Annotated in this window: 20 protein-coding genes and 2 tRNA genes; 3 read left to right on the top strand and 19 right to left on the bottom strand. The window is 55.8% G+C overall.

Annotation, left to right across the window (positions count from 1 at the left end; genetic code table 11):
* Window positions 1–8: 8 nt before the first annotated feature.
* From C7A17_RS26235 to C7A17_RS26265, 7 genes are all read right to left on the bottom strand, one after another.
* Entirely contained in the window at window positions 9–2,558 is a 2,550-nt protein-coding gene (locus tag C7A17_RS26235; protein WP_106742438.1) for a phospholipase D-like domain-containing protein, read from the bottom strand.
* The gene (locus C7A17_RS26240) at window positions 2,551–4,194 is read right to left on the bottom strand and encodes a hypothetical protein (RefSeq protein ID WP_158704714.1); all 1,644 of its coding nucleotides are present in this window, start codon (window positions 4,192–4,194) and stop codon (window positions 2,551–2,553) included. The genes C7A17_RS26235 and C7A17_RS26240 overlap by 8 nt, the downstream gene beginning before the upstream one ends.
* Before the next feature lie 46 nt (window positions 4,195–4,240).
* On the bottom strand, window positions 4,241–4,924 hold the full coding sequence (locus C7A17_RS26245; protein ID WP_158704715.1) for a PIN domain-containing protein: 684 nt from the start codon (window positions 4,922–4,924) through the stop codon (window positions 4,241–4,243).
* Window positions 4,925–5,209: 285 nt separating this feature from the next.
* Window positions 5,210–5,818: a lecithin retinol acyltransferase family protein gene (locus C7A17_RS26250; protein WP_158704716.1), complete on the bottom strand. Its 609-nt coding sequence runs from the start codon at window positions 5,816–5,818 to the stop codon at window positions 5,210–5,212.
* A gap of 102 nt (window positions 5,819–5,920) precedes the next feature.
* Entirely contained in the window at window positions 5,921–6,169 is a 249-nt protein-coding gene (locus tag C7A17_RS27370; RefSeq protein WP_394337075.1) for a YagK/YfjJ domain-containing protein, read from the bottom strand.
* Between the two features lie 72 nt (window positions 6,170–6,241).
* Entirely contained in the window at window positions 6,242–7,198 is a 957-nt protein-coding gene (locus C7A17_RS26260) for a YagK/YfjJ domain-containing protein (RefSeq protein ID WP_106742452.1), read from the bottom strand.
* Between the two features lie 345 nt (window positions 7,199–7,543).
* The gene (locus tag C7A17_RS26265; RefSeq protein WP_106742454.1) at window positions 7,544–7,735 is read right to left on the bottom strand and encodes a helix-turn-helix transcriptional regulator; all 192 of its coding nucleotides are present in this window, start codon (window positions 7,733–7,735) and stop codon (window positions 7,544–7,546) included.
* Window positions 7,736–8,208: 473 nt separating this feature from the next.
* Between C7A17_RS26265 and C7A17_RS26270 the strand changes: the two genes are divergently transcribed.
* Together C7A17_RS26270 and C7A17_RS26275 are read left to right on the top strand one after the other, a co-directional pair.
* Entirely contained in the window at window positions 8,209–9,180 is a 972-nt protein-coding gene (locus C7A17_RS26270) for a hypothetical protein (protein ID WP_106742457.1), read from the top strand.
* Window positions 9,181–9,828: 648 nt separating this feature from the next.
* Window positions 9,829–10,929 (top strand): competence protein CoiA family protein, encoded by a 1,101-nt coding sequence (locus C7A17_RS26275; protein ID WP_106742459.1) that lies wholly within the window; start codon window positions 9,829–9,831, stop codon window positions 10,927–10,929.
* Window positions 10,930–11,227: 298 nt separating this feature from the next.
* On the opposite strand, the gene C7A17_RS26280 is transcribed toward C7A17_RS26275, so the two are convergent.
* The 10 genes from C7A17_RS26280 to C7A17_RS26325 form a co-directional block, all read right to left on the bottom strand.
* Window positions 11,228–11,304 (bottom strand) — tRNA-Pro (locus C7A17_RS26280).
* Between the two features lie 75 nt (window positions 11,305–11,379).
* Complete coding sequence (locus C7A17_RS26285; protein WP_013716019.1) at window positions 11,380–11,736, bottom strand: MerR family transcriptional regulator; 357 nt, start codon at window positions 11,734–11,736, stop codon at window positions 11,380–11,382.
* On the bottom strand, window positions 11,717–12,019 hold the full coding sequence (ihfA, locus tag C7A17_RS26290; protein WP_003243414.1) for an integration host factor subunit alpha: 303 nt from the start codon (window positions 12,017–12,019) through the stop codon (window positions 11,717–11,719). Before ihfA ends, C7A17_RS26285 begins: the two co-directional genes overlap by 20 nt.
* 3 nt (window positions 12,020–12,022) lie before the next feature.
* On the bottom strand, window positions 12,023–14,401 hold the full coding sequence (pheT, locus tag C7A17_RS26295) for a phenylalanine--tRNA ligase subunit beta (RefSeq protein WP_106742462.1): 2,379 nt from the start codon (window positions 14,399–14,401) through the stop codon (window positions 12,023–12,025).
* A 45-nt stretch (window positions 14,402–14,446) separates the two neighbouring features.
* On the bottom strand, window positions 14,447–15,463 hold the full coding sequence (gene pheS / locus C7A17_RS26300; protein ID WP_106742464.1) for a phenylalanine--tRNA ligase subunit alpha: 1,017 nt from the start codon (window positions 15,461–15,463) through the stop codon (window positions 14,447–14,449).
* Window positions 15,464–15,559: 96 nt separating this feature from the next.
* Window positions 15,560–15,916, bottom strand: a complete 357-nt coding sequence (rplT, locus tag C7A17_RS26305; protein ID WP_003243409.1) for a 50S ribosomal protein L20 — start codon at window positions 15,914–15,916, stop codon at window positions 15,560–15,562.
* A gap of 29 nt (window positions 15,917–15,945) precedes the next feature.
* Complete coding sequence (gene rpmI, locus C7A17_RS26310; protein ID WP_003461222.1) at window positions 15,946–16,140, bottom strand: 50S ribosomal protein L35; 195 nt, start codon at window positions 16,138–16,140, stop codon at window positions 15,946–15,948.
* Window positions 16,141–16,200: 60 nt separating this feature from the next.
* A complete protein-coding gene (infC, locus tag C7A17_RS26315) occupies window positions 16,201–16,752 on the bottom strand; it encodes a translation initiation factor IF-3 (protein WP_170965280.1) in 552 nt (183 codons plus the stop codon).
* Window positions 16,752–18,674, bottom strand: a complete 1,923-nt coding sequence (gene thrS / locus C7A17_RS26320) for a threonine--tRNA ligase (RefSeq protein ID WP_106742469.1) — start codon at window positions 18,672–18,674, stop codon at window positions 16,752–16,754. Before thrS ends, infC begins: the two co-directional genes overlap by 1 nt.
* A 272-nt stretch (window positions 18,675–18,946) precedes the next feature.
* Window positions 18,947–19,023 (bottom strand) — tRNA-Val (locus C7A17_RS26325).
* A gap of 183 nt (window positions 19,024–19,206) precedes the next feature.
* Between C7A17_RS26325 and C7A17_RS26330 the strand changes: the two genes are divergently transcribed.
* Window positions 19,207–20,490 carry an NAD(P)/FAD-dependent oxidoreductase gene (locus C7A17_RS26330; protein WP_106742471.1) on the top strand — a complete coding sequence of 428 codons (1,284 nt, stop codon included), beginning with the start codon at window positions 19,207–19,209 and terminating at the stop codon, window positions 20,488–20,490.
* Between the two features lie 52 nt (window positions 20,491–20,542).
* Here the strand turns inward: C7A17_RS26330 and C7A17_RS26335 are convergent, their stop codons facing one another.
* Both C7A17_RS26335 and C7A17_RS26340 read right to left on the bottom strand, forming a co-directional pair.
* Window positions 20,543–21,496, bottom strand: a complete 954-nt coding sequence (locus C7A17_RS26335) for a PA2778 family cysteine peptidase (protein ID WP_394337057.1) — start codon at window positions 21,494–21,496, stop codon at window positions 20,543–20,545.
* A complete protein-coding gene (locus C7A17_RS26340) occupies window positions 21,481–21,888 on the bottom strand; it encodes a PA2779 family protein (protein WP_106742477.1) in 408 nt (135 codons plus the stop codon). The genes C7A17_RS26335 and C7A17_RS26340 overlap by 16 nt, the downstream gene beginning before the upstream one ends.
* Between the last annotated feature and the right edge of the window lie 77 nt (window positions 21,889–21,965).

A 21,965-nucleotide genomic window follows, 5' to 3' on the forward strand; every position in this document is an offset into this window, starting at 1 on the left:
AGCCCTCCTCAATTCAGGGCGTAACTTGTTGACTGTGCCGGCATCAGCGCGACAACCCTGTCACGCTTAAACTTCCGTACGTCATCAAAATCCCAAAAGCCAACATAATTCTGATCAAGTTCTACGATGACCCTAGGCTCATCATCCAAGCCAGGAATATTGCAGTATCCACCAAGCTCAAACTCGCTGGCCTCCTCCTGCCTCTGCAACCAAGAGGAACCATAGGCCAGATGCAAGCCTAGCCAATGCTCAGCCTGAACTGAGGCTTTCGGAGTTGGCTTGAGAGTTCGCCGAATGCTATCGCGCAGCTCTGCACTGGCATCCTGGTCTGCCGCAATCGACGGCATCAGCCTCAGGAACACCGCATTCGTCTGCAATCTTTGGCGTTTTTCGTCGGCATCCCACATTAAGCTAACCTTAGCCGTCAACTCATCACCCAGATCCCAAGCGAGCCACACCAGTAAGGTACGAAGCTGCATCGTCTCATCAGCATCGTCGTCAATCGTATTGTCGATCACTTCGAGCAGACGCGACTCCGAACCGAGCAAATACCTGATGCTTTCATCAAACAGATAGCGACGATCCCCCTCTTCCACCAGATCCTGCCCGGTTGCTCGCCAGCGCTTCTGCTTATCGAGATGGCGCAGCTCACGAATCAAAGCCAGCACCGCAATCAGCTGGATCGACGCACTGACTTTCCTTGTCTCGTCTTGACTGGCCAGCTTCAATTGCTCAACCATTTTTCTACTCAACGCCCTCGCCTTCCTGGCAACGGCCTGGGCAATTTCAGCGTCGGTGAACTGGGGCTTCTCGACAGTATCGCTTGTCTCTTCGCCACCATCGTCCTCCTGGCCAACCTGTTCCTCTTCGCTCCGCCCTGCCCGATCTACCTCGACACTCCGCACCTCGATAGCATCGTTGAGGCGTCGCATGAGCACATCGATCAGGTACGCCAGATCACCGGATTTCAATACACGCTGCTTGCGCTTCATCCAAGCCATGTCGCTCACGCTGATCACCAGCGATGTCGGCCCGTCCTCAACTGGAAGCCCATTCTTTTTATTCCGGCATTCACGGATCGCCATCTGAATTTCGTGATCGGACTGCTCCGCGAAAATCACACGCTCAACGCTGGCGATGACCCTCGATATATCTGCCTCAGTCGAGCCCAGCTCACTTAGCGCCAAACGAATCTGGTACTGCCTGGAAGATCGGGAGTTCGACTCAATGACAGATGGATGTAGGATCATTGCCCTAGCAATCGGCCTGTCGCCCTGCACCAACAGGCAGGAGCGGATGTCTGTCGCCTCAACCTTGGTCCTGAACACAATCTCGTCTTCATTTAGTTCCAGTGGTGCAAGCGTCTCCAGCATCTCCTGGTTCGGCCCAAGCAGTTCGGCTGCAGTCACTGACATCTGCTTGCTCCGATAGCAGATACGTATCAGGCCGCGATCCGCATCTGAATAGCCCGAAAGCAGTGGCAACGATGCTGGCTGTTCAATCTCGATAGCTTCACTGCGCACCTGGATAGTGGCGAACGCCTCCGGCGGCAACTCAGGCAACTCGAATAGGCTTAGCATCGAAGTGGCCTCAGCAGCACGTCGGGCGGCACTGCCTACCTGAAGTATTATGGCCTCAACATTTCCATTCGCAGCGTCCATCCAGGCAGGACGACTGGGGTTTGCACTACCACTGACAAACACATCAGCCTTAGCACCATGTGTTTCAAAATAGAGCACCTTGGCATGCAGATAACCGGCCCGCTCGGCAATCACTCGCGCATCCACATACCGAACGATTTCGTCGTCATAGCTGCCGGGATGATGGACCGAGTCGGGATCAATGCCCACCACGATATCTGCGCTGGGCCAGCGGGCCTTCAGTTCCTTGAGCAGAGCCAGCTCCCGATCGAAGAACGCCCCCAGTACCGCAACTCTCGCGACCGGGGCTGTAATCCGCTCAGCAAGCTGATCAATTAGCGCCGGCCCTCTCGGATCTTGCGCCAGCACAGCAGGCAACCCCATGTCTCCGGCTGAGGCAATCAAAGGGCTGATGAAGCGGCCTATTACCAGCGCTGACGCCAATAGAGGCTCAGGCGCCTTGCCGCGCTCCAGCTCGATCCAGTCACGGAGCATCAACCAGACCGCCTTGAGAACGGCGGTACCCTCACCATCCTTGGCACCACCAATTTCGATCCAGTTGGTGATTTCGCGGTTGAAACCGAGCCCCGACAGCGTGAGATTGTGACTGCCGATCAGAATCGATGCCTTCTTTGCCCCAAGCAACAGACAGACCTTCGGATGAAACGCACCGCTCACGCCAATCGGCAACAGCGTGTAGGCATGACCAGCCAAACGAGGCCGGGCCACCTGGCTTTCCCATGAAGCTGCACATTGGCCCCGATCCATCAGCACCACGTTATGACGGCATCCGGCTGCGACCAGCTTGCGCAGCAGAACCTCTTCGTAGAAAGGCAACGTCGCATTGAAGGTGGTGATCAGCGAGGCCTCGTAACCACCCCGTTTGATCACTTCAAGAAGGGAAATGCCGTCAGACACTGGCGGCCTCCATCTGCATCCGACCAGAATCAGTCAGTCTGGTCATGTGGTTGTCATCACGCGCAAGCATTCCAAGGTCGCGCAAGATCTGCAATGCCTGACGGAAACGAGGTGTAGTCTGGGATGGTGGTGGAACCTGATCACCCACCACCTCAAGTCCTCTCTCGGATGGCCGCAAATGAAAAGTCGAGCGGTTGGACTGCCGGAGCTTACGCAACGCCACTCGAAGATGGCTGTCTAGACACCAAACGACCAGATCGACAACTACATGCTTGAGAGGCATCGTCTGCCAGTCGGTACTTCGGCTACGGAAGCTGACTAGGTTGATCGGGTAGTCCCTGAGTCCCTCAAGAGTGATCGCCAACCCTAAATACGGCTGTTGCCCAAGATCATCTCGAGCAACAAGCATTGCCAGCAGGCTCAAACTACCTGAAAGCAGCCTGGCAACTTCCACGCCCGGATGCCAGCCATCAATTAACTGCCGCGCCAGCTGGATCTCATGCGCACCGTTTGTCCAGCTAGTCAGTGCTGGGCCATTCGCCCTGCTACTAGCGACCAGATCGCCGAAACTATCTGCTCCCAGATCACTCAGAACTCCGGCAACCGCTGCCGAACCGCCAAACCAGTCAGCGAACGCTTCGACGCTGTGAAATACTCGCCGCTGCGCTGCCGATTGCGGTTGCAGTTCCTGCAGACTGATCGCTAGGATCGTCTGGAAAGCCACCGACATTAGGTCATTGCGCACATAGACAGCCCAGTGCGCACGAGTAAGCTGCAAGGCATCAGGAATTTCCCACGCCTTGCCATTTGGCAGAGCGGCACTATAGACGCAACCTCGGAACGCCTCCTCGGTCGGACTCAGCCCCTTCAGGGCTTCCACCATTTGCAGTATCAGCCCCAGGCTTTGACGTCGCTGGGTACCTTCCTCTGAATAGCGGTTGCTAGTATCGAAAAAAATATCAATGAGCTGCCGATGCTCGCCCAAGCTTTCGGAGATATTGCAGGCACAGAAGGCGCTCAGATCGTCTAGATCATCTAGCGTCACCGAGTCGTTCTCGACAATCTGCCAGAGCCGCTCACTCGGCACCGACGACTCAACGCTCTGCGCAAGCGGTGCCCCATACTGGCTGCTATAGAAACTCCAGGATCGACCGGAAGCCTCCATCAGTTGTAGCTCGGCCAGAGTACCCGCGTAGTACTGAGAAAGGCCCCCAAGCCGATTCATGAAGTAGCGCTGGGGCGTTTCCTCAGTCGTCGCGTAGAGCGATAGCCGTAATTGTTTGCCGACCTTCAGATTGGCAAGTGAGGGAACGAGCTTGGTACGACCGACCATCGCGACGCCGTGTCGCTCGCTGCTGTGGTCTGTCACCTGCGCATGCCGCTCGGCAATCAGAGTGAACAGACAGTCTGCCCGCCGAAACCGCTCCACGAAGTGGTTATAATCATCCTTCGCATAACGCTGGTCATATGACCAGACCAACCAGGGATAGAACGAGTAGTATCGCGCCCGATCAGTGACATTGGTAATGCCAGGCAGTAGCTGCCCATAGATCATTACGCAAGGCGCCTGAGTACCGAGGTGATCAATACCGCCACTTGCATAGGGTGGTTTCAACCAGTTGGTAGTGAGCTTCATCGACGGCTAATCCCTTACTGCGTAAAATCGAAGGTCGAAATCCAAATTATCTAGCGTATCCGCTGATACAGCCCGAGCACATCCACTCACCGTCGTCGTAGATGCCGCCGCTCATGTCGGTACGCTGGTGACACCAGGCACACGTACCCATCAGCGGCTCATAGCCGTAACTGTCCTTCTTCTTTTCGCGATACTTCGCTTGGCGCGATGGCATCTGTTGTGGATCAGGCGGGCTGGAGAAATTGCCGCAGTAGCTACACCACTGACCACCCAGGTGCTCCACGCAGCTTAGCTTGCCGCAGCTCTTGCAGGCGTTTTCCAGCGCTTGCGCTTCTGATTCAGGTAGCTCCTCCAGCAGCAACTCCTCAAGCGCAGCAATACGCTGACACACCAAACCTTTCTTGTTCAGGTAGGCCAGCAGCGGGTCGAAGCCTTTATCCTTGGAAAGGACGATGCATTGCGTTTCCGGCGCGGTCTCAAAGGTGCGTCCTAACTGAAAGGCGATATGAAAATCCAGCGCGTTCTTACCCACCCCCTCAATTTTCTGGAAGTCCACCCGTGAAAAGCGATGCACAGTAGACGGCTTACGCGAGGCTTTGGGCGTGTTCTGCTTGGCCCCCACAAAGATAATGGCCCGATAAGAGTTATCAAGCAGCGACAGGTCGACTTTACCGATGTTCTCGTAGTCCACCAGGATCAAACGCCGCGTCATTTCATCTTCCACATTCATCAATTTCTATTACCCGCGCTGTAACTGCCAGGCCACCTTGCGCAACGTGTTGCGCACGATGGAGCCAGGACTGGTCAAACGGATATACGCTGATTTGATCTCCAAAAGCAGCTCAATGCCATCCAGATGGCAGATCAAGTCCACCTCGCCAGTATCGTCCTCATAGGTCGCCAATGGAGCATGAAAAGCGCCATATCCAAAGCCTGGAGTGCCCAGGAAATCCGAGGCGATTCAGAAACTGAAAGCTGTATCGGCCGATATTTGTAGAAGGGATTGCTCGCGCACTCAGTCATCCAAGATAAAACCAAGTAAGGAACCGAACGCCGCACCAGCTATGACGAGTGGCAAAGCTGGTGCAATGGCCACACCTGCAGCGCCTGTGAGAGCGACAGTAGCCCCTCCTGCCAGGGTGCCCACCTTGGCTCCGGCATAACCACCTACGGCAGCCCTACCAACAGCCCGTGCGATGACATGCTCAGTTGTTTTCTGAGTAGCCTTGCGCGCAGCAAAGGTCGCTACTCCAGCAGAAATAGTTTTTTTGGCGGCTTCCTGCACCTGCTCACTAGATTCCATACCTGTCACGCACCACGTTGCGAAATGCTCACAGTTGCTAAAAAGTAAATTGTATTTGGTATTACCAGCTCTGAGCCTGCGGCGTGCACGCATGACGATCTCAGGTGGTGAGTAGACTATTGAGTCGTAAAGCTTGATCTTGAAGCCATTCCCAGCACAAAAATCTTCAATGCTCGTGCACTCAATAGGGCCTTTTTTGAATGCTTCACTCCAACCCGAGTGATGAATTACTTTCCCGAGCCCAACGTAGATTCCATGATGGTCATAACCAAACCTAGGCGAGTAGAGGTGACTACCCAATGGGATGTGATAGGTATCCATAAACCTCATCTCCTTCACTGACTGCCAGCGTTCTGCTGAGCAGTCTGTCGGCAAAATATTATGCCGTCCATACAAAAGTGGCGCTTTGCCACCTCAAATGAGCTACGACTCATAATCTGCTTGAGCCGAAGCTCCGGGTGATTTGGTGTAACAGTTGCAAAGGTAACTTGCTCTGAAGACAAGCTCTGGAAGCAGATCAAGCCAGCCCGAGGATGCATGTCGGCCTATCCTGTACTCGGCGTTTCCAGGCATGTACACCACCCAACCGACCTGATCGATTGATAACCCCAGAGCACCACACCAAGCTTCTTCCATACGTGCGATCAAGCCGCGTCTCTCAGTACTTAACAGCCCACGATTAAAAAATCATCCCGGCTAAACAGTGTGAAATCGCATGAACTTGAACGCATTGCAGATAGCGCTTTAGCAAGCCTGAAAATCGGTCTTTACTTGCCCCTTACGCAGGCACTTAGCCCCCTTCGGACGCAGGCTCAGTCGCTGAGATCGCTTGACCAGATAGCTCATCGCACTATGCACATTGTCGCGAGCCAACTCGTCACGACGGTAGATCATCCCAATACCGCATTCATCACCGTACTGATCTTTGTCTTGGTTGCAGTTGTTGTAGCTACCCCTGCCACGGGTGATCTCTTCCCAAAGAGCACCGATCTGCTGCGCCATGTAGATGTCACCCCGCACCATCGCGCCATTGAAGAAGAAGGCCGCATGGATGTGATAGCCGCGACGTTCTCCCTGCTCAACACGGAAGATGTAGCCAGTCTCATGCTCGAAGATCGGATTGCGTTCACGTGACCGGATCAGTCGCTGCAGATCCGCAAACACATGCTCAACCCGCAGTCTCGCCTGAGCAGCAGTGCGGTAATACAGATCGACCCTGACCACCAGGGTCGTGGCGTAGCGATCCAGCACCCGGTCAACATATTCAGCCACTTCACGGGACTGCTGACGCCATTGATACGCCGCGTCATCCCTACGACGACGGTAGCTGCGCTCACGAGTCAGTTGGCGGATACGCTCAGCCAGGCGGTTGAGCGTGTCGCTGCAGTCACGGTACTGGGACGTCTCTTCATCGAAAGAAATGATCCCTGCCAGTGAACTGTATTCCACACCAACGTCGTAGCACGCCTGTTGGAACAGTCGCAGATGCGGCCCGTAGTGGTAGTCATCGTTATGGCTGACCAACTCCAGCATCTGAGCGAGGTTTTCGAAGTACCGGGAGAGCTTGGTACGCTTGACCGTGCCGCTGGCAGTCACCGACTGCACGGCTCCTTCGCTGTGTTCTATCGCTTCAACCAGATCCTCGATCTGGAGTGCGATATCGGACTGAGAGAGGGTTTTGGATGTGTGACGATGGTTCATGGTGTTGCACCTGGGTTGTGAGTACATATCAGGTGCAAGGTCTGTATTTTTTTACTGCTGGAAGCCTGCTGGTGCTGTTGCTGTGTGGCCAGCAACAGCATCGTCTTATTCCCGTATGCAGCTAGTGCTGATGACTACGGGTCATGGTGTATGGGTATGATTGATGAGATATATAACTAGAACAAGCATTCTGTCGCTCAACACGGTATCGACCTGCCAAGAAAACCAGAAGAAATATTTCCCAAAGGCCGGTGGAAATGACGCTCAAGGCATAAAGGGAGTTATTTGAGAACAACTGCCCATCTCGACATAAAGACCACGACCACTAAGGTCGTGGTCTTTATGTCACTGACTAGCCTGATCTCGCTCCTTGATACGATCCAAGATCCACTCTTGGACTTCACTCTCGAGAAAGCCAATTGACCTATCGCCCAGTGATACCGACATTGGAAACCTACCTTCTGCGAGATACTTATAGATGGTCGACCGGGCAAGGCCAGTCAAATGGGTGACTTCTTTAAGACGGATGATCCTCATGAACGAGCTCCTGTATTACGTTCAGAGGATTACCAAGCGTTGTAAAAAAGTACTGGCACCCGAGCCCACGAGTCTCAGCTAGACAGCTGTCACCGGCTGGCTTATATTCTCCCTCGTCGCACATCTGATCCTAAGCGTGCGGCACCTCCATTCAAAGAGTGGTTTGACAGCCAAGCCTTAGTTCTGCAAAAGCAGAGCTGCATAGGTGACTTAGTAAAGTCCAGCTGACCAACACCACACCTTAGGCAATCCACGGCATTGCTCTCCTGAAAGAGTACAGCACTGGCCGTGTGCGATTCGATTCCGAAGGCAGAGCCCTGTAAGAGCTCTCAGATTCGGTCAATGACTCGCTGCGTTAGGCCTTTTTCCTGCGTTTTACGTGGGCTTCAGGTCAAGAAAATCTTCCAGCCAAGCGCTAGAAGCAGCCTAGGAGCATCCCTAGGACGAACGCAGATCAAGCCAAGGAACCATTTATGAGCAACCCAAAGATAGACACTTCCGAAATCAAAAAATTTTTTAATATTCCAGAAAGAAATAAAGAGTCATGCACGCCTGGATTCACATGGGATAATGATTCGGACGACATGCCGATGGTCACCATCCATGGCAGTAATGTCGAAGAGTTGTTTAAAGAGAGAAAAATCAATACACGCTTCTACAACTTTGCCTGGCTCCACCTCTTCTTCAATGAACACGCTAACTTCGACGAAGAGAATATTGGCTTTGCAGACTCCACCCTTGCTGATATTGGGAACTTCCTTAACGAAGAGTGCAACGCTCAGGAAGCAAAAGACCTTGCGCGCATGATCCGCGAAGACTTTCGCAGGCAGTACATTCCAACGGAAACTCTTAACTGGATATCTAGCGCCACTAGGGCTATCAAATGGTTCAAAGAAAAGATCATCACTATTGATCAAGATAACATACATCGGTTCATCAACCTTAACGGAATGCCCCTTATCCAAGCAATCATTGATCAATGGGGCGTACGTTCTTCTTTTAAAGTGGACTTTGTCAGTGAGCTTCGAAAGAGATGGGAGGCCAATATCAAATCTGACCATGCGCTGCGCTGGTTAGAAGAGAAACCCTTTGCAAAAGAACGACGCGACCTGGCGTGGTATGAACTCTGTAAAAAATATGGAAGTAAGTTCAAAGCAAATAATGCACCTAAAACTCACCAAGATATTCTTGAGATCTTTGACCAGCTTGCAGATGAAGGGATCTCTAAAAAGGAATTCATTCGGAGCTTGCAGCTTAAACAGTCCAAGCAGAAGAATGTCGATAACGGCAGGAAGCCCAAAAACTTGGACATCCTTCTCAAAAATCATTCGAAGCTCAAAGAGTTGGCAACAATCTGGGAAGTCACTGAGCGCGAGGCTATGGATAGGCTGATCTCTGAAGCCTTTGAGGAGGAGTTCGGGAAAGGGCAACCTTCGGAAGGCTGAGTACATAGCCCACGCATAAAACAACACCGGCCCCGAGTCGGTGTTGTTTTATCTACCTGAAGAAGGGGCTTACACTATGAGCACAACCACAAACAACAAGCTAAAACAGATCAACCGCCGCCTCTAGAACAAGCACCATGAGCCTCCAAAAACGCACAGCAAGCCTTGGAGGCAAGATCGTCAGTCAGTTCATCTAGCACATGCATTCCTTAATACGCTGAGCAAATCGGTCATATCAGGGCCTAGCCCTTGAGAATAATGAACTGCGCACTACTATCCAATGAGTGGCAAGTTGATCCTCTCATCGCACCATTGCCCAGCACACCATATGCTGGGTGAGCTATGGCACCGCTCGCAAAGGAAACAGCTCAGGATGCAAGGACGATTGGGAGGTCAACCAACAAGATGCTGTGGTCTACGAACTCATGCGACCGCTGCTCTCAGTACCTTTACCCAAATAGATAGTTTGATATAGTCGGTATGCGGATGTGACACAGTAAAACTCCCCGGCCGTACGGCGCGGCTTGCTATGGATGGCGATGAGGGGTTCCCGGCTTCGGCCGGACCGGGAGCCCCCCCCACCATCCGCACCTTTCACATACGGGCAGCCCCGTGCTCCTGAGCAATACCATTTATTTGGAGAGTGCCTTGGGACTGCTTGCCTTCAGGGCTAACGGAACGAAAGTCGTATCTATCTACTTGAGCGACGATGAGTGGAAAGCCGAAGCCCTAGATAAGCAACGTGACCTCTTCATGCCCGGCACCACGCTGCGAGCAGTCCCGAAGGTTTCAAAACTGGGGCATCGTTTCTTTTCGCACAAGCCTGGCGAGCGCCCAAACGGAGCCACTGGTTTGGAGAGCGAAGATCATATTGCCCTGAAAGTTCAGGCATTGTTAGCCGCAAAGGAAGCCGGATGGGATGCACAACCAGAGATAGCAGGTTCGGCCCCAGGCGATAAGCTCTATCGAGCAGATGTGATGTGCTTTCACCCCAACGGCAAAACCAAGGTAGCTATTGAGATACAGCGCTCAAGCCAGCGGGACGTTGATTATGAAGCCAGACAGAACGTCTATGAAACCGATGGTATCCGTGGCATCTGGATCGACGTATCAGCCAAAAAATACCGAAAGCACATCACCAACCCAACGCGTGCGGTGCCGCGCTTCGAATGCAAGCAGCTTAGTCCTGGTGACTATGTAGTTTCGATAAACATGAAGGAAGTACCCTTTCCTGAATTCATCCGAGGGGCACTGACGGGGAGACTGCGGTATATGGACTACACCTATCGCTCCAGACTCCAGTACTTTGACGTCCTCCAAGACACCTGCTGGCAATGTGAAAAGACGATCCGCGTGATCGAGTCTGAATACATCGAATCGCTATTCCAAGAAATGCCAGAAATGCTGCCAGCATTCAACCGTAAGACTTCAGCTCTAAGCCTGATGTGCAGGGTAAAGCTGATTACTTTCCGTTCTGGTAAGAAGTACCGGATGTGCTGCCCCCACTGCGGAATCGCTCAACGAGAGCCTCACCCGAGCCCTGAGTTCGAATATCCCTTTGCCATTGCACAAATTGCCATTAGCCGGAATAGCGATGGTCTGTATAGCCGCTTTTGGTCATGGCAGAGTCATCCAAAGCCAGAGCTAATCCCAGAGCCTGGCCAAATCTACCTGCTCGCTGGGTTTGAGGATGATGACAAGGAAAGGCTAGACGCACTGATTGCAGACCTAAACGGGTGTGCTTGGTAAGGTCGCATGTTACTGGCTCATATCTGCGTAAACAGGGCCACGTAACGCCGCTTCGGAGAGCTATGCGAGGCTCCCGGTTTCGATCAGACTAATTGTCGCGACCCAGGCGACAAACATCCTGCAAAATTTCCGCTCCCTGCTGCGTCAAACATTTTGCAAAAGCTCGCCAAATAACTCGTGACCTTACACAGAAGCCGTCGGTGGGGCAAAAAGTGGCGCAAAAATCGGACGCTCTCAAAAACCATCAGGCATAAAAAAATCCAGCCACCGCTAAGTGGCTGGATTTTCTAGGGTTTTTTGGTCGGGACGGAGTGATTCGAACACTCGACCCCTTGCACCCCATGCAAGTGCGCTACCGGGCTGCGCTACGCCCCGACGATGCTTACGTGTGACCGAAAGCGGGAGGAACTATACATTAAGCTTTTGAAATAAGGCAACTTTTTCTTAGTCTTACTTCTTCAGCACGTGCAAGACATCCTCAAGCTCGGCAATCATCTGCTTGATCAGTTGACGATACTGGGTAGTGTCATCCTTGGCTTCATCACCAGAGAGGCGCTGGCGCGCGCCACCAATGGTGAAGCCTTGATCGTACAGCAGTGCACGAATCTGCCGAATCATCAGCACATCCTGGCGCTGGTAGTAGCGGCGGTTACCTCGCCGCTTTACCGGATTCAGCTGCGGGAATTCCTGTTCCCAGTAACGTAGAACATGGGGCTTGACCGCACAGAGTTCGCTTACCTCACCAATGGTGAAGTAGCGTTTGCCGGGAATTGCCGGTAGTTCGTCGTTATGACTTGGTTCCAGCATATGCCTCGACCCTGGCTTTCAATTTTTGCCCTGGACGAAAAGTGACCACACGGCGAGCCGTGATTGGAATCTCTTCCCCTGTTTTCGGGTTACGGCCGGGTCGCTGGCGCTTGTCGCGCAAGTCGAAGTTGCCGAACCCGGACAGCTTGACCTGTTCGTTCAGCTCAAGAGCCTGGCGGATCTCTTCAAAAAACAGCTCCACCAGTTCCTTGGCTTCTCGTTTGTTCAGGCCGAGCTCTTCATACAGACGTTCCGCCATTTCAGCTTTCGTCAGAGCCCCCATACGCTACTTCCTTAACGTGGCGTTGAACCTTTGTTCGAGGCAGGTGAGGATATTTTGCGTAGTAGTACTCACCTCATCGTCATTAAGAGTGCGCGATGGATGTTGCCAGGTCAAGCCGACGGCAAGGCTTTTTCTAAGCGGATCAATACCTTTACCGTGATAGACGTCAAATAGCTTGAGGTCTGTCAGCCACTCCCCCGCCGTTTCACGGATTGCCGCCAGCACAACCTCGGCCGTCTGCTCGCGATCGACCAGCAGTGCCAGGTCGCGACGCACTTCAGGGAAACGCGATAGCTCGCTGAAAGCGGGCATACGACCGGCAGCGACTTCCGCCAACACCAACTCGAAGAGGAACACAGGCTGATCCAGCCCCAGGGTCTTGATCAGCTCCGGATGCAGAGCACCGATGAAGCCGACCAGACGTCCTTCCCGCTCGATGCGAGCGGTCTGGCCCGGGTGCAAAGCAGGATGCTCGCCCGGCACGAAGCTGAATGCATCGGCCGCGCCGGCATAACCCAGCAGCGCCTCGACATCAGCCTTGAGATCATAGAAGTCGACATTCTCGCGGCTATTGGCCCAGCCTTCGGGCAGGCGGCTGCCGGTGATCACGCCGGCAAGCATGGCCTCCTGCTGCAAGCCAGCCAGCTGGCCAACGAAACGCAGGCCGCTCTCGAAGAGGCGTACGCGCGACTGCTGACGGTTGAGGTTGTGCTGCAGCGCCTTGACCAGGCCCGGCCACAGTGAGGATCGCATGGCTGCCATATCGGCAGAGATAGGGTTAGCCAGTTGCAGAGGCTCGACGCCTGGGGTGAACAGCTCGAACAGTTTGGGATCGATGAAACTGTAGGTGATCGCCTCCTGGTAGCCACGGGCGACCAGCAGGCGACGCAGCGCCGGCAGCTCGGCACGTGCCTCGGCCTTGGTCTGCGGTGCCAAGCGAGCCTGCGGGTAGCGCACCGGCAGGCGGTTGTAGCCGTAAAGACGACCCAGCTCTTCGATCAGATCCACTTCCAGACTGATGTCGAAGCGATGGCTCGGCACCTTCACCAACCATTGACCTGCGCCTTGGACGGCAACACTCAGGCCCAACGCAGTAAGCAGACGCTCGACTTCGGCGCCATCCATCTCCATACCCAACATCTGACTGATGCGCTCGGCACGCAAAATGATCGGCGCCACACTTGGTAGGTCAGCCTCACTGCTCGCCTCGATGATCGGGCCGGCTTCGCCGCCGACGATCTCCAGCAGCAGCGCAGTAGCACGCTCCATAGCATTGCGCGCCAGTTGCGAGTCCACACCGCGCTCGAAGCGGTGCGATGCATCGGTGTGCAAACCATAGGAGCGGGCCTTGCCAGCGACAGCGATGTTGTCGAAGAAAGCGCTTTCGAGGAACAGGTCGCGAGTCTTCTCGCTCACACCACTGTGCTCGCCACCCATCACACCCGCGATGGCCAGAGCACGGTCGTGATCAGCAATGACCAGTGTGTCAGCGCGTAGGCTGACTTCCTGACCGTCGAGCAGCACCAGCTTCTCGCCCTCTTCCGCCATACGCACACGAATGCCGCCATTGATCTCGGCGAGGTCGAAGGCATGCATTGGCTGACCCAGTTCGAGCATCACGTAGTTGGTGATGTCCACTGCCGCATCAATGCTACGGATGTCGGAACGACGCAGGCGCTCAACCATCCACAGCGGAGTCGGACGAGACAGGTCTACGTTACGCACCACACGCCCGAGATAACGCGGGCAGGCCTTGGGTGCCAGCACCTCAACCGGACGCACTTCGTCGTGCGCAGGCGCGATGGCATCAATGGCCACTGGCGAAACCGCAGCGCCGTAAATGGCACCGACTTCACGAGCCAGGCCAGCGAGCGATAGGCAGTCGCCGCGATTGGGGGTCAGGCCCAACTCGATACTGGCGTCGTCCAGTTGCAGGTAGGTGCGAATGTCGCTACCCACCGGCGCATCGACCGCCAACTCCATCAGGCCACTGTTGTCGTCGCTGATCTGCAGTTCGGAAGCCGAGCACAGCATGCCCTGGGACTCCACACCGCGCAGCTTAGCCTTCTTGATCTTGAAGTCGCCCGGCAACTCGGCACCGATCATGGCGAACGGAATTTTGATACCGGCACGAGCATTGGGTGCACCGCAGACGACCTGGAAGGTCTCGGCGCCATTGCTCACCTGGCACACCCGCAGCTTGTCGGCGTCCGGGTGTTGTTCGGCGCTGAGGATCTCACCGACCACCACGCCACTGAAGACACCGGCAACAGGCTGCACTGCGTCAACCTCGAGGCCGACCATGGACAGGCGCGCTACCAGATCTTCACGGGATACGTCGGGATTCACCCAGCTGCGCAACCACTGTTCACTGAATTTCATGTTGTCTGTTCTCCTTAAACGAATTCGATCACGAGGGGGCAGTTGCTAGCGAAATTGCGCCAGGAACCGCAGGTCGTTATCGAAGAACAGGCGCAAGTCATTGACGCCATAACGCAACATGGCCAGGCGCTCGACACCCATGCCGAAGGCGAAGCCGGAGTATTTCTCCGGATCGATGCCGCTCATACGCAGCACATTGGGATGAACCATGCCGCAGCCCATCACTTCCAACCAGCCGGTCTGCTTGCACACGCGGCACCCCTTGCCAGAGCACATCACGCATTGCATGTCGACTTCAGCCGACGGCTCGGTGAATGGGAAGAAGGAAGGACGGAAACGCACCCCCAATGGCTTCTCGAAGAACACACGGAGGAACTCCTCGATGGTGCCCTTGAGGTCAGCAAAGCTGATGTCCTCGTCGATCAGCAGGCCTTCGACCTGATGGAACATCGGCGAGTGGGTGATATCGGAGTCGCAGCGATAGACGCGGCCAGGGCAGACGATGCGGATCGGCGGCTGCTGCGATTCCATGGTGCGCACCTGTACCGGCGAGGTGTGGGTGCGCAGCAGCATGTTCGCGTTGAAATAGAAGGTATCGTGCATCGCCCGTGCCGGGTGGTGGCCGGGGATATTGAGCGCTTCGAAGTTGTGGTAGTCGTCTTCGACTTCCGGGCCCTCGGCGACGCTGTAACCAATATGGGTGAAGAATTGCTCGACACGCTCCAGCGTGCGAGTAACCGGGTGCAGGCCACCAGAGGCCTGGCCACGGCCTGGCAGGGTCACGTCGATACGCTCGGAGGCCAGCTTCTCGGCGAGCAGAGCCTGCTCAAGCACAGATTTGCGGGCGTTCAGGGCGTCTTGTACCTGATTCTTGGCAGTATTGATCAGAGCGCCGGCCTGCGGACGCTCTTCGGCCGACAGCTTGCCCAGAGTCTGCATCAGGGCGGTCAGCTCGCCTTTCTTGCCAAGGTATTGAACCCGGAGCTGTTCCAGGGCGTTGACATCTTCGCTTTGTTGCACGGCCTCGAGCGCTTGGGAGACCAATGCATCCAGATTTTCCATTTACAGACTCCAGATACGAAATAGGGGAAGAGCTGTTAAGGCTCTTCCCCTATCTTTGACGTTGCCACCGGGCGAGCCCGGTGATTGTCGGGGGACTTAAGCCAGAACGGCCTTGGCCTTCTCGACAATCGCAGCAAACGCCGCTTTTTCGTTCACTGCCAGATCAGCCAGAACCTTACGGTCGATTTCGATCGACGCTTTCTTCAGGCCAGCGATCAGACGGCTGTAGGACAGACCGTTGACGCGAGCACCAGCGTTGATACGAGCGATCCACAGAGCGCGGAACTGACGCTTGCGCTGACGACGGTCACGGTAGGCGTATTGGCCTGCCTTGATCACCGCCTGCTTGGCGACGCGGAACACGCGCGAACGCGCACCGTAGTAGCCCTTGGCGAGCTTCAGGATTTTTTTGTGACGAGCACGAGCGATAACGCCACGCTTAACACGAGCCATGAGTAATTACCTCTAAATATCTTGACCGATTAACGAACGCGCAGCATGCGCTCGACTTTAGCTTTGTCCGACGGGCCGATCAGCGAGCTGCCACGCAGCTGGCGCTTACGCTTGGTGGACATTTTGGTCAGGATGTGGCTCTTGAAAGCGTGCTTGTGCTTGAAGCCTGTAGCAGTCTTCAGGAAGCGCTTTGCAGCACCGCTCTTGGTTTTCATTTTTGGCATGTTTAGTACTCCGCATTCATTAACAACTGATAACCATCAGGCCTGCCAGTGCCCGGGAGGTTATTTACGCTTCTTGGGAGCGATGACCATCATCAGCTGGCGTCCTTCCAGCTTAGGATGCTGTTCTACGGTGCCGAGTTCGGCGAGGTCAGCTTCGACCCGCTTCAACAGCTCCATACCCAGCTCCTGGTGAGCCATCTCACGACCGCGGAATCGAAGCGATACCTTGGCCTTGTCCCCATCTTCAAGGAAACGTACCAGGTTGCGTAGTTTTACCTGGTAATCCCCTTCCTCCGTCCCTGGACGAAACTTGATTTCTTTAATCTGCTGCTGGTGCTGATTCTTCTTGGCGATAGCAGCCTGCTTTTTCTTTTCGAACAGGTGCTTGCCGTAGTCCATGATGCGGCAAACGGGTGGCAGCGCATCAGCAGAGATCTCTACCAGATCCAGCTTGGCTTCTTCAGCCACGCGCAATGCCTCATCGATCGAAACAATACCAACCTGCTCGCCATCTGCGCCGATTAGGCGTACTTCACGAGCGGTGATGTTCTCGTTGATCGGCGCCTTAGGGGCGGCCCGCTTGTCCTGTCTCATTTCACGCTTAATAGTTATTACTCCAAATCTTGGCGACCACGCCGGGAAACCGCTTGCTGCAACTGTGCGGCGAACTGCTCGATGGGCAGAGAGCCCAAATCGACGCCTTCACGGGTACGGACAGCAACGGATCGAGTCTCGACCTCCCGATCTCCAATAACCAAGAGATAGGGAACCTTGAGCAAGGTATGCTCGCGGATTTTAAAGCCGATCTTTTCGTTTCTCAAGTCAACCTTGGCACGAAAACCGCTTTGATTGAGAGTTTTCTCGACTTCACGGGCAAAATCGGCCTGTTTGTCGGTGATATTCATGATCACCGCCTGGGTTGGAGCAAGCCAAGCCGGGAAAGATCCAGCGTAGTGCTCGATCAGCATGCCAATGAAACGCTCGAAGGAACCAAGGATCGCGCGGTGCAACATGACCGGACGCTTGCGGTTGTTGTCTTCGGCTATATAGCTGGCATCCAGACGCTCAGGCAGGTTCGGATCGTACTGCAGCGTACCGCACTGCCAGTTACGCCCCAGACAATCGCGCAGGGTGAACTCGATCTTCGGACCGTAGAAGGCGCCCTCGCCCGGCTGATATTCCCAGGCCAGGCCTGATTCATTCAGCGCCTCAGCCAGCGCCCCCTCGGCACGATCCCACAACTCGTCGGAACCCACGCGCTTGGCCGGGCGAGTCGAGAGCTTCATGGCGATATCGGTGAAACCGAAGTCCGAATAGACCTGCAGGGTCAGCTTGATAAAGTCGGCCGCTTCCTTCTTCACCTGCTCTTCGGTACAGAAGATATGCGCATCGTCCTGCACGAAGCCACGCACACGCATGATGCCGTGCAGCGCGCCAGACGGCTCGTTACGGTGACAAGCACCGAACTCGGCCAGGCGCAGTGGCAGGTCGCGGTAGGACTTCAGACCCTGATTGAAGATCTGTACGTGGCACGGGCAGTTCATCGGCTTGACGGCGTAGTCGCGATTCTCCGAGGCCGTGGTGAACATGTTCTCGGCGTAGTTGGACCAGTGACCGGAGCGCTCCCACAGAATGCGATCGACCACCTGAGGCGTACGCACCTCCACATAGCCGTGCTCACGCTGCACCTGGCGCATGTATTGCTCCAGCACCTGGTAGACAGTCCAGCCATTGGGGTGCCAGAAGACCATGCCCGGCGCTTCTTCCTGCAGATGGAACAGATCCAGCTGCTTGCCAATGCGGCGGTGATCGCGCTTTTCGGCCTCTTCGATGCGCTGGATATAAGCAGCCAGCTGCTTCTTGTCAGCCCAAGCAGTGCCATAAACCCGCTGCAGCTGCTCGTTTTTCGAGTCGCCGCGCCAGTAGGCGCCGGAAATACGGGTGAGTTTGAATGCCTTGAGGAAACGCGTGTTAGGCACGTGCGGGCCGCGACACATGTCGACGTACTCTTCATGGAAATACAGACCCATGGCCTGCTCATCCGGCATGTCGTCGATCAGGCGCAGCTTGTATTCCTCGCCACGCGACTTGAACAGCTCAATGACCTCGGCACGCGGCGTCATCTTCTTGATGACGTCGTAATCCTTGTCGATCAGCTCGGCCATGCGCTTTTCGATGGCCGCCATGTCTTCCGGAGTGAAGGGGCGATCGATCGCAATGTCGTAATAGAAGCCTTCGTCAATGACCGGACCGATCACCATCTTGGCGTTCGGGTACAGCTGCTTGACCGCATGCCCAACCAGGTGAGCACAGGAGTGGCGGATGATCTCCAGCCCCTCTTCGTCTTTCGGCGTGATGATCTGCAAGGTGGCATCGGTATCGATCACGTCACAGGCATCGACCTGCTTGCCGTTTACCTTGCCAGCCAGGGTGGCCTTGGCCAGACCCGCACCAATGGATTGAGCGACCTCCAGCACGGATACCGGATGATCGAACGAACGTTGACTGCCGTCGGGAAGAGTAATGATGGGCATGGCGCCTCCTCTCCTAGTGGTGACCCCTACCAAAGGTCACGTGGGTTGGGATGAGCCAGGAAGCGATTCAGCGGTATACCCACCTAACGATGGCAGGAGCCCGAGGGCCAACGCGTCCGAACCAGAGTCACTGGAAGTAAAGAGTGCGGATGCTTTCAGAAAGCCTGAGCCCTGACAAGCGGCCGCACAAACAATCACGAAAAACCTGAAGCATCACCCGACAAAACCGGGCAATAAAAAAGGGGTCGCTTAGCGACCCCTTTTTATCGATTTGGTAGGCACAATTGGACTCGAACCAACGACCCCCACCATGTCAAGGTGGTGCTCTAACCAACTGAGCTATGTGCCTTCGATGGGTGCGCATTCTACGCAGATCTTTTGGGCCGTCAACAGGTTTTTTCGCTAACTCACTGAAATAGGCCAATTTTTTATCGAAATAGGATCGTTGAATATTTTGCACGGACACTAGCCGGCTATTTTCAACTCAGGTAGCATCGGATCATTCGTAAAAAATAAAGAACAGAGGTTCAAGATGGCGCACACGGCATATCCACAATCCTATTACGCCGCCTCAGCCAACCCCGTCCCGCAACGCCCTGCTCTGCAAGGTGAGGTGGAGACCGATGTGTGCATCATCGGTGCGGGCTACACCGGCCTGTCCACTGCACTGTTCCTGCTGGAGAACGGTTTCAAGGTGAGCATCGTCGAAGCGGCCAAGGTCGGCTTTGGTGCATCGGGCCGCAACGGCGGCCAGATCGTCAATAGCTACAGCCGAGACATCGACGTGATCGAACGCACGGTCGGCCCCAAGCAGGCGCAATTGCTTGGGCAGATGGCTTTCGAGGGTGGCCGCATCATCCGTGAGCGCATCGCCAAATACGACATCCAGTGCGACCTGAAGGACGGTGGCGTATTCGCCGCGTTGACCAGCAAGCAGATGGGCCACCTGGAATCGCAGAAGAAACTCTGGGAGCGCTACGGCCACACCCAGCTGGAACTGATGGACGCCAAGCGCATTCGCGAAGTGGTTGCTACTGAGAACTATGTCGGCGGGATGCTGGACATGAGCGGTGGCCATATCCACCCACTGAATCTGGCCCTGGGCGAAGCCGCTGCAGTGGAGTCGCTGGGTGGCGTGATCTATGAACAGTCCCCCGCCACACGCATCGAGCGTGGCGCCAACCCGGTGGTGCACACCCCGGAAGGTCGCATCAAGGCTAAGTTCGTGGTCGTCGCAGGTAACGCCTACCTGGGCAATCTGGTGCCGGAGTTGGCGTCCAAGTCGATGCCGTGCGGCACGCAAGTGATCACCACCGAGCCGCTGTCCGACGAAGTGGCTGCCAGCCTGCTGCCGCAGGATTACTGCGTGGAAGACTGCAACTACCTGCTCGACTACTACCGCCTCACCGGCGACAAGCGCCTGATCTACGGCGGTGGCGTGGTCTATGGCGCACGCGACCCGGCCAACATCGAAGCGATCATCCGGCCGAAGATGCTCAAGACCTTCCCGCAGCTGAAGAACGTGAAGATCGACTTCGCCTGGACCGGCAACTTCCTGCTGACGCTTTCGCGCCTGCCGCAGGTCGGTCGCATCGGCGACAACATCTACTACTCGCAAGGCTGCAGCGGCCATGGCGTGACCTACACGCACCTGGCAGGCAAGGTTCTGGCCGAGGCGCTGCGTGGTCAGGCCGAGCGTTTCGATGCCTTCGCCGGCCTGCCGCACTACCCCTTCCCGGGCGGTCGCCTTTTCCAGGTACCGTTCAGCGCCATCGGCGCCTGGTACTACACCCTGCGTGACAAGCTCGGCGTGTGATCATCCTGCACACCACTGAAAACGGCGCCCGAGGGCGCCGTTTTCATGTGCATCATGGGCAGACCGACAAGGCCTGACACTGCCCAGGGCTACCACCGACCTTCGACGGCGCAGCGAAGCGCTCATCATCCGGCGCCAGACGCTGTGCGCACGCCTGGGCCTGCTGCGCCTCACGGGCACAGCCCTGCTCGCCCAGCACCTGCGACAGGTTGAACCAACCCGCAGCGAACCCCGGCTCGCGCTTCAGGCTCTCACGCAACGCCTGCTCGGCACCCTTGCGGTCACCATCGGCGTAGCGGCTGTTGCTCAGGGCAAACCATGGCAGTGACTGCTCCGGCCAAGCCTCGGCGGCGCGGCGATAGGCGCGCCGCGCCGGCTGGGCATTGCCAGTTTGCTCAAGGTCGTTGGCGGCCTTCATCCAGACCTGCATGTCGGCCTGCGCCGGCAGGCGCTCCGGCGGCAAGGTCACTACCGCCCAGCGACCACCGCGTGCCCAGGTTCTGTCGAAGCTGTTGAAGCTGTCTTCGAGCCTGCGCGTAGTCGCCGAACGCAGAATCAACGTACGCTCGCGACGGTCATAACCCACTACAACCGCGAAGTGCCATTGCGGGTAGAAGTCGAACGCCAGGTTCTGCAGCACCAGCACCGGATTACCGGCGGCCACTTCGGCCAATACAGCCTCCAGACGCGGCTGCAACGGGTACACCAGCATTTCGTGATTGCGCGCGGCGGCGACCATCTCGACCTGCAAGCTGCCTTCGCGGCTGGGGATGTAGACCTTGTCCTTGAGCGCACCGGGCGTGGTCAGCACACCACGCTGGTTGAGCATGGTAGCCAAGGCGGCCGGGCCGCACTGGTAGGCGTCCTGGGGGAAGAAGGGAACGTCGGTGAGCTCCACCCGCTCAGGCAAACGCTCGCCCACCGGTGATAACACCGGAGAGCGAGCGCAGGCTGTGAGTAGAACGATCGATGCGATACAGCAGAGGCGAATCAGCGATTTATGCATTTGACGAAATTGAAGATGTTGGTGGCGCACAGCATATCAGTGATGATGAAGATCACCAGAAACAACACGATGATGCCGACCACACCCGCACCGGCTGGTGCCTGATCCAACTGCTGGTTGAACTGCGCCAGCTCGGCCGGGGTCAGGCTGGCGATACGCGACTCGACCTGATCACGGTCGACGCCCATGGATACCAGTTTCTCCTTCACCTGCTCGTCATCGAGCATGGCCATCAACTGCTCCTGATCCACCTTGTGCTGCTGCTCGGCGATCACCTCGTGAGTGCCGACCATCGCCGCGTTCGCGGCAGGAATCTGTACCACCAGCAGCAGGTGAAACAGCGCGGTCATCGCGGCCAGACGACGCATAACGGGGTTCATGGAAATTGTCATTGTGGTTATCTCCTGAGGGACGAGGTAGCCAATAGACAGCATCAAAATCGCTCAGGTTCACTCCACCGATTCGCAGC

This window comes from Pseudomonas mendocina, assembly GCF_003008615.1.
Classification (GTDB): Bacteria; Pseudomonadota; Gammaproteobacteria; order Pseudomonadales; family Pseudomonadaceae; genus Aquipseudomonas; species Aquipseudomonas mendocina_C.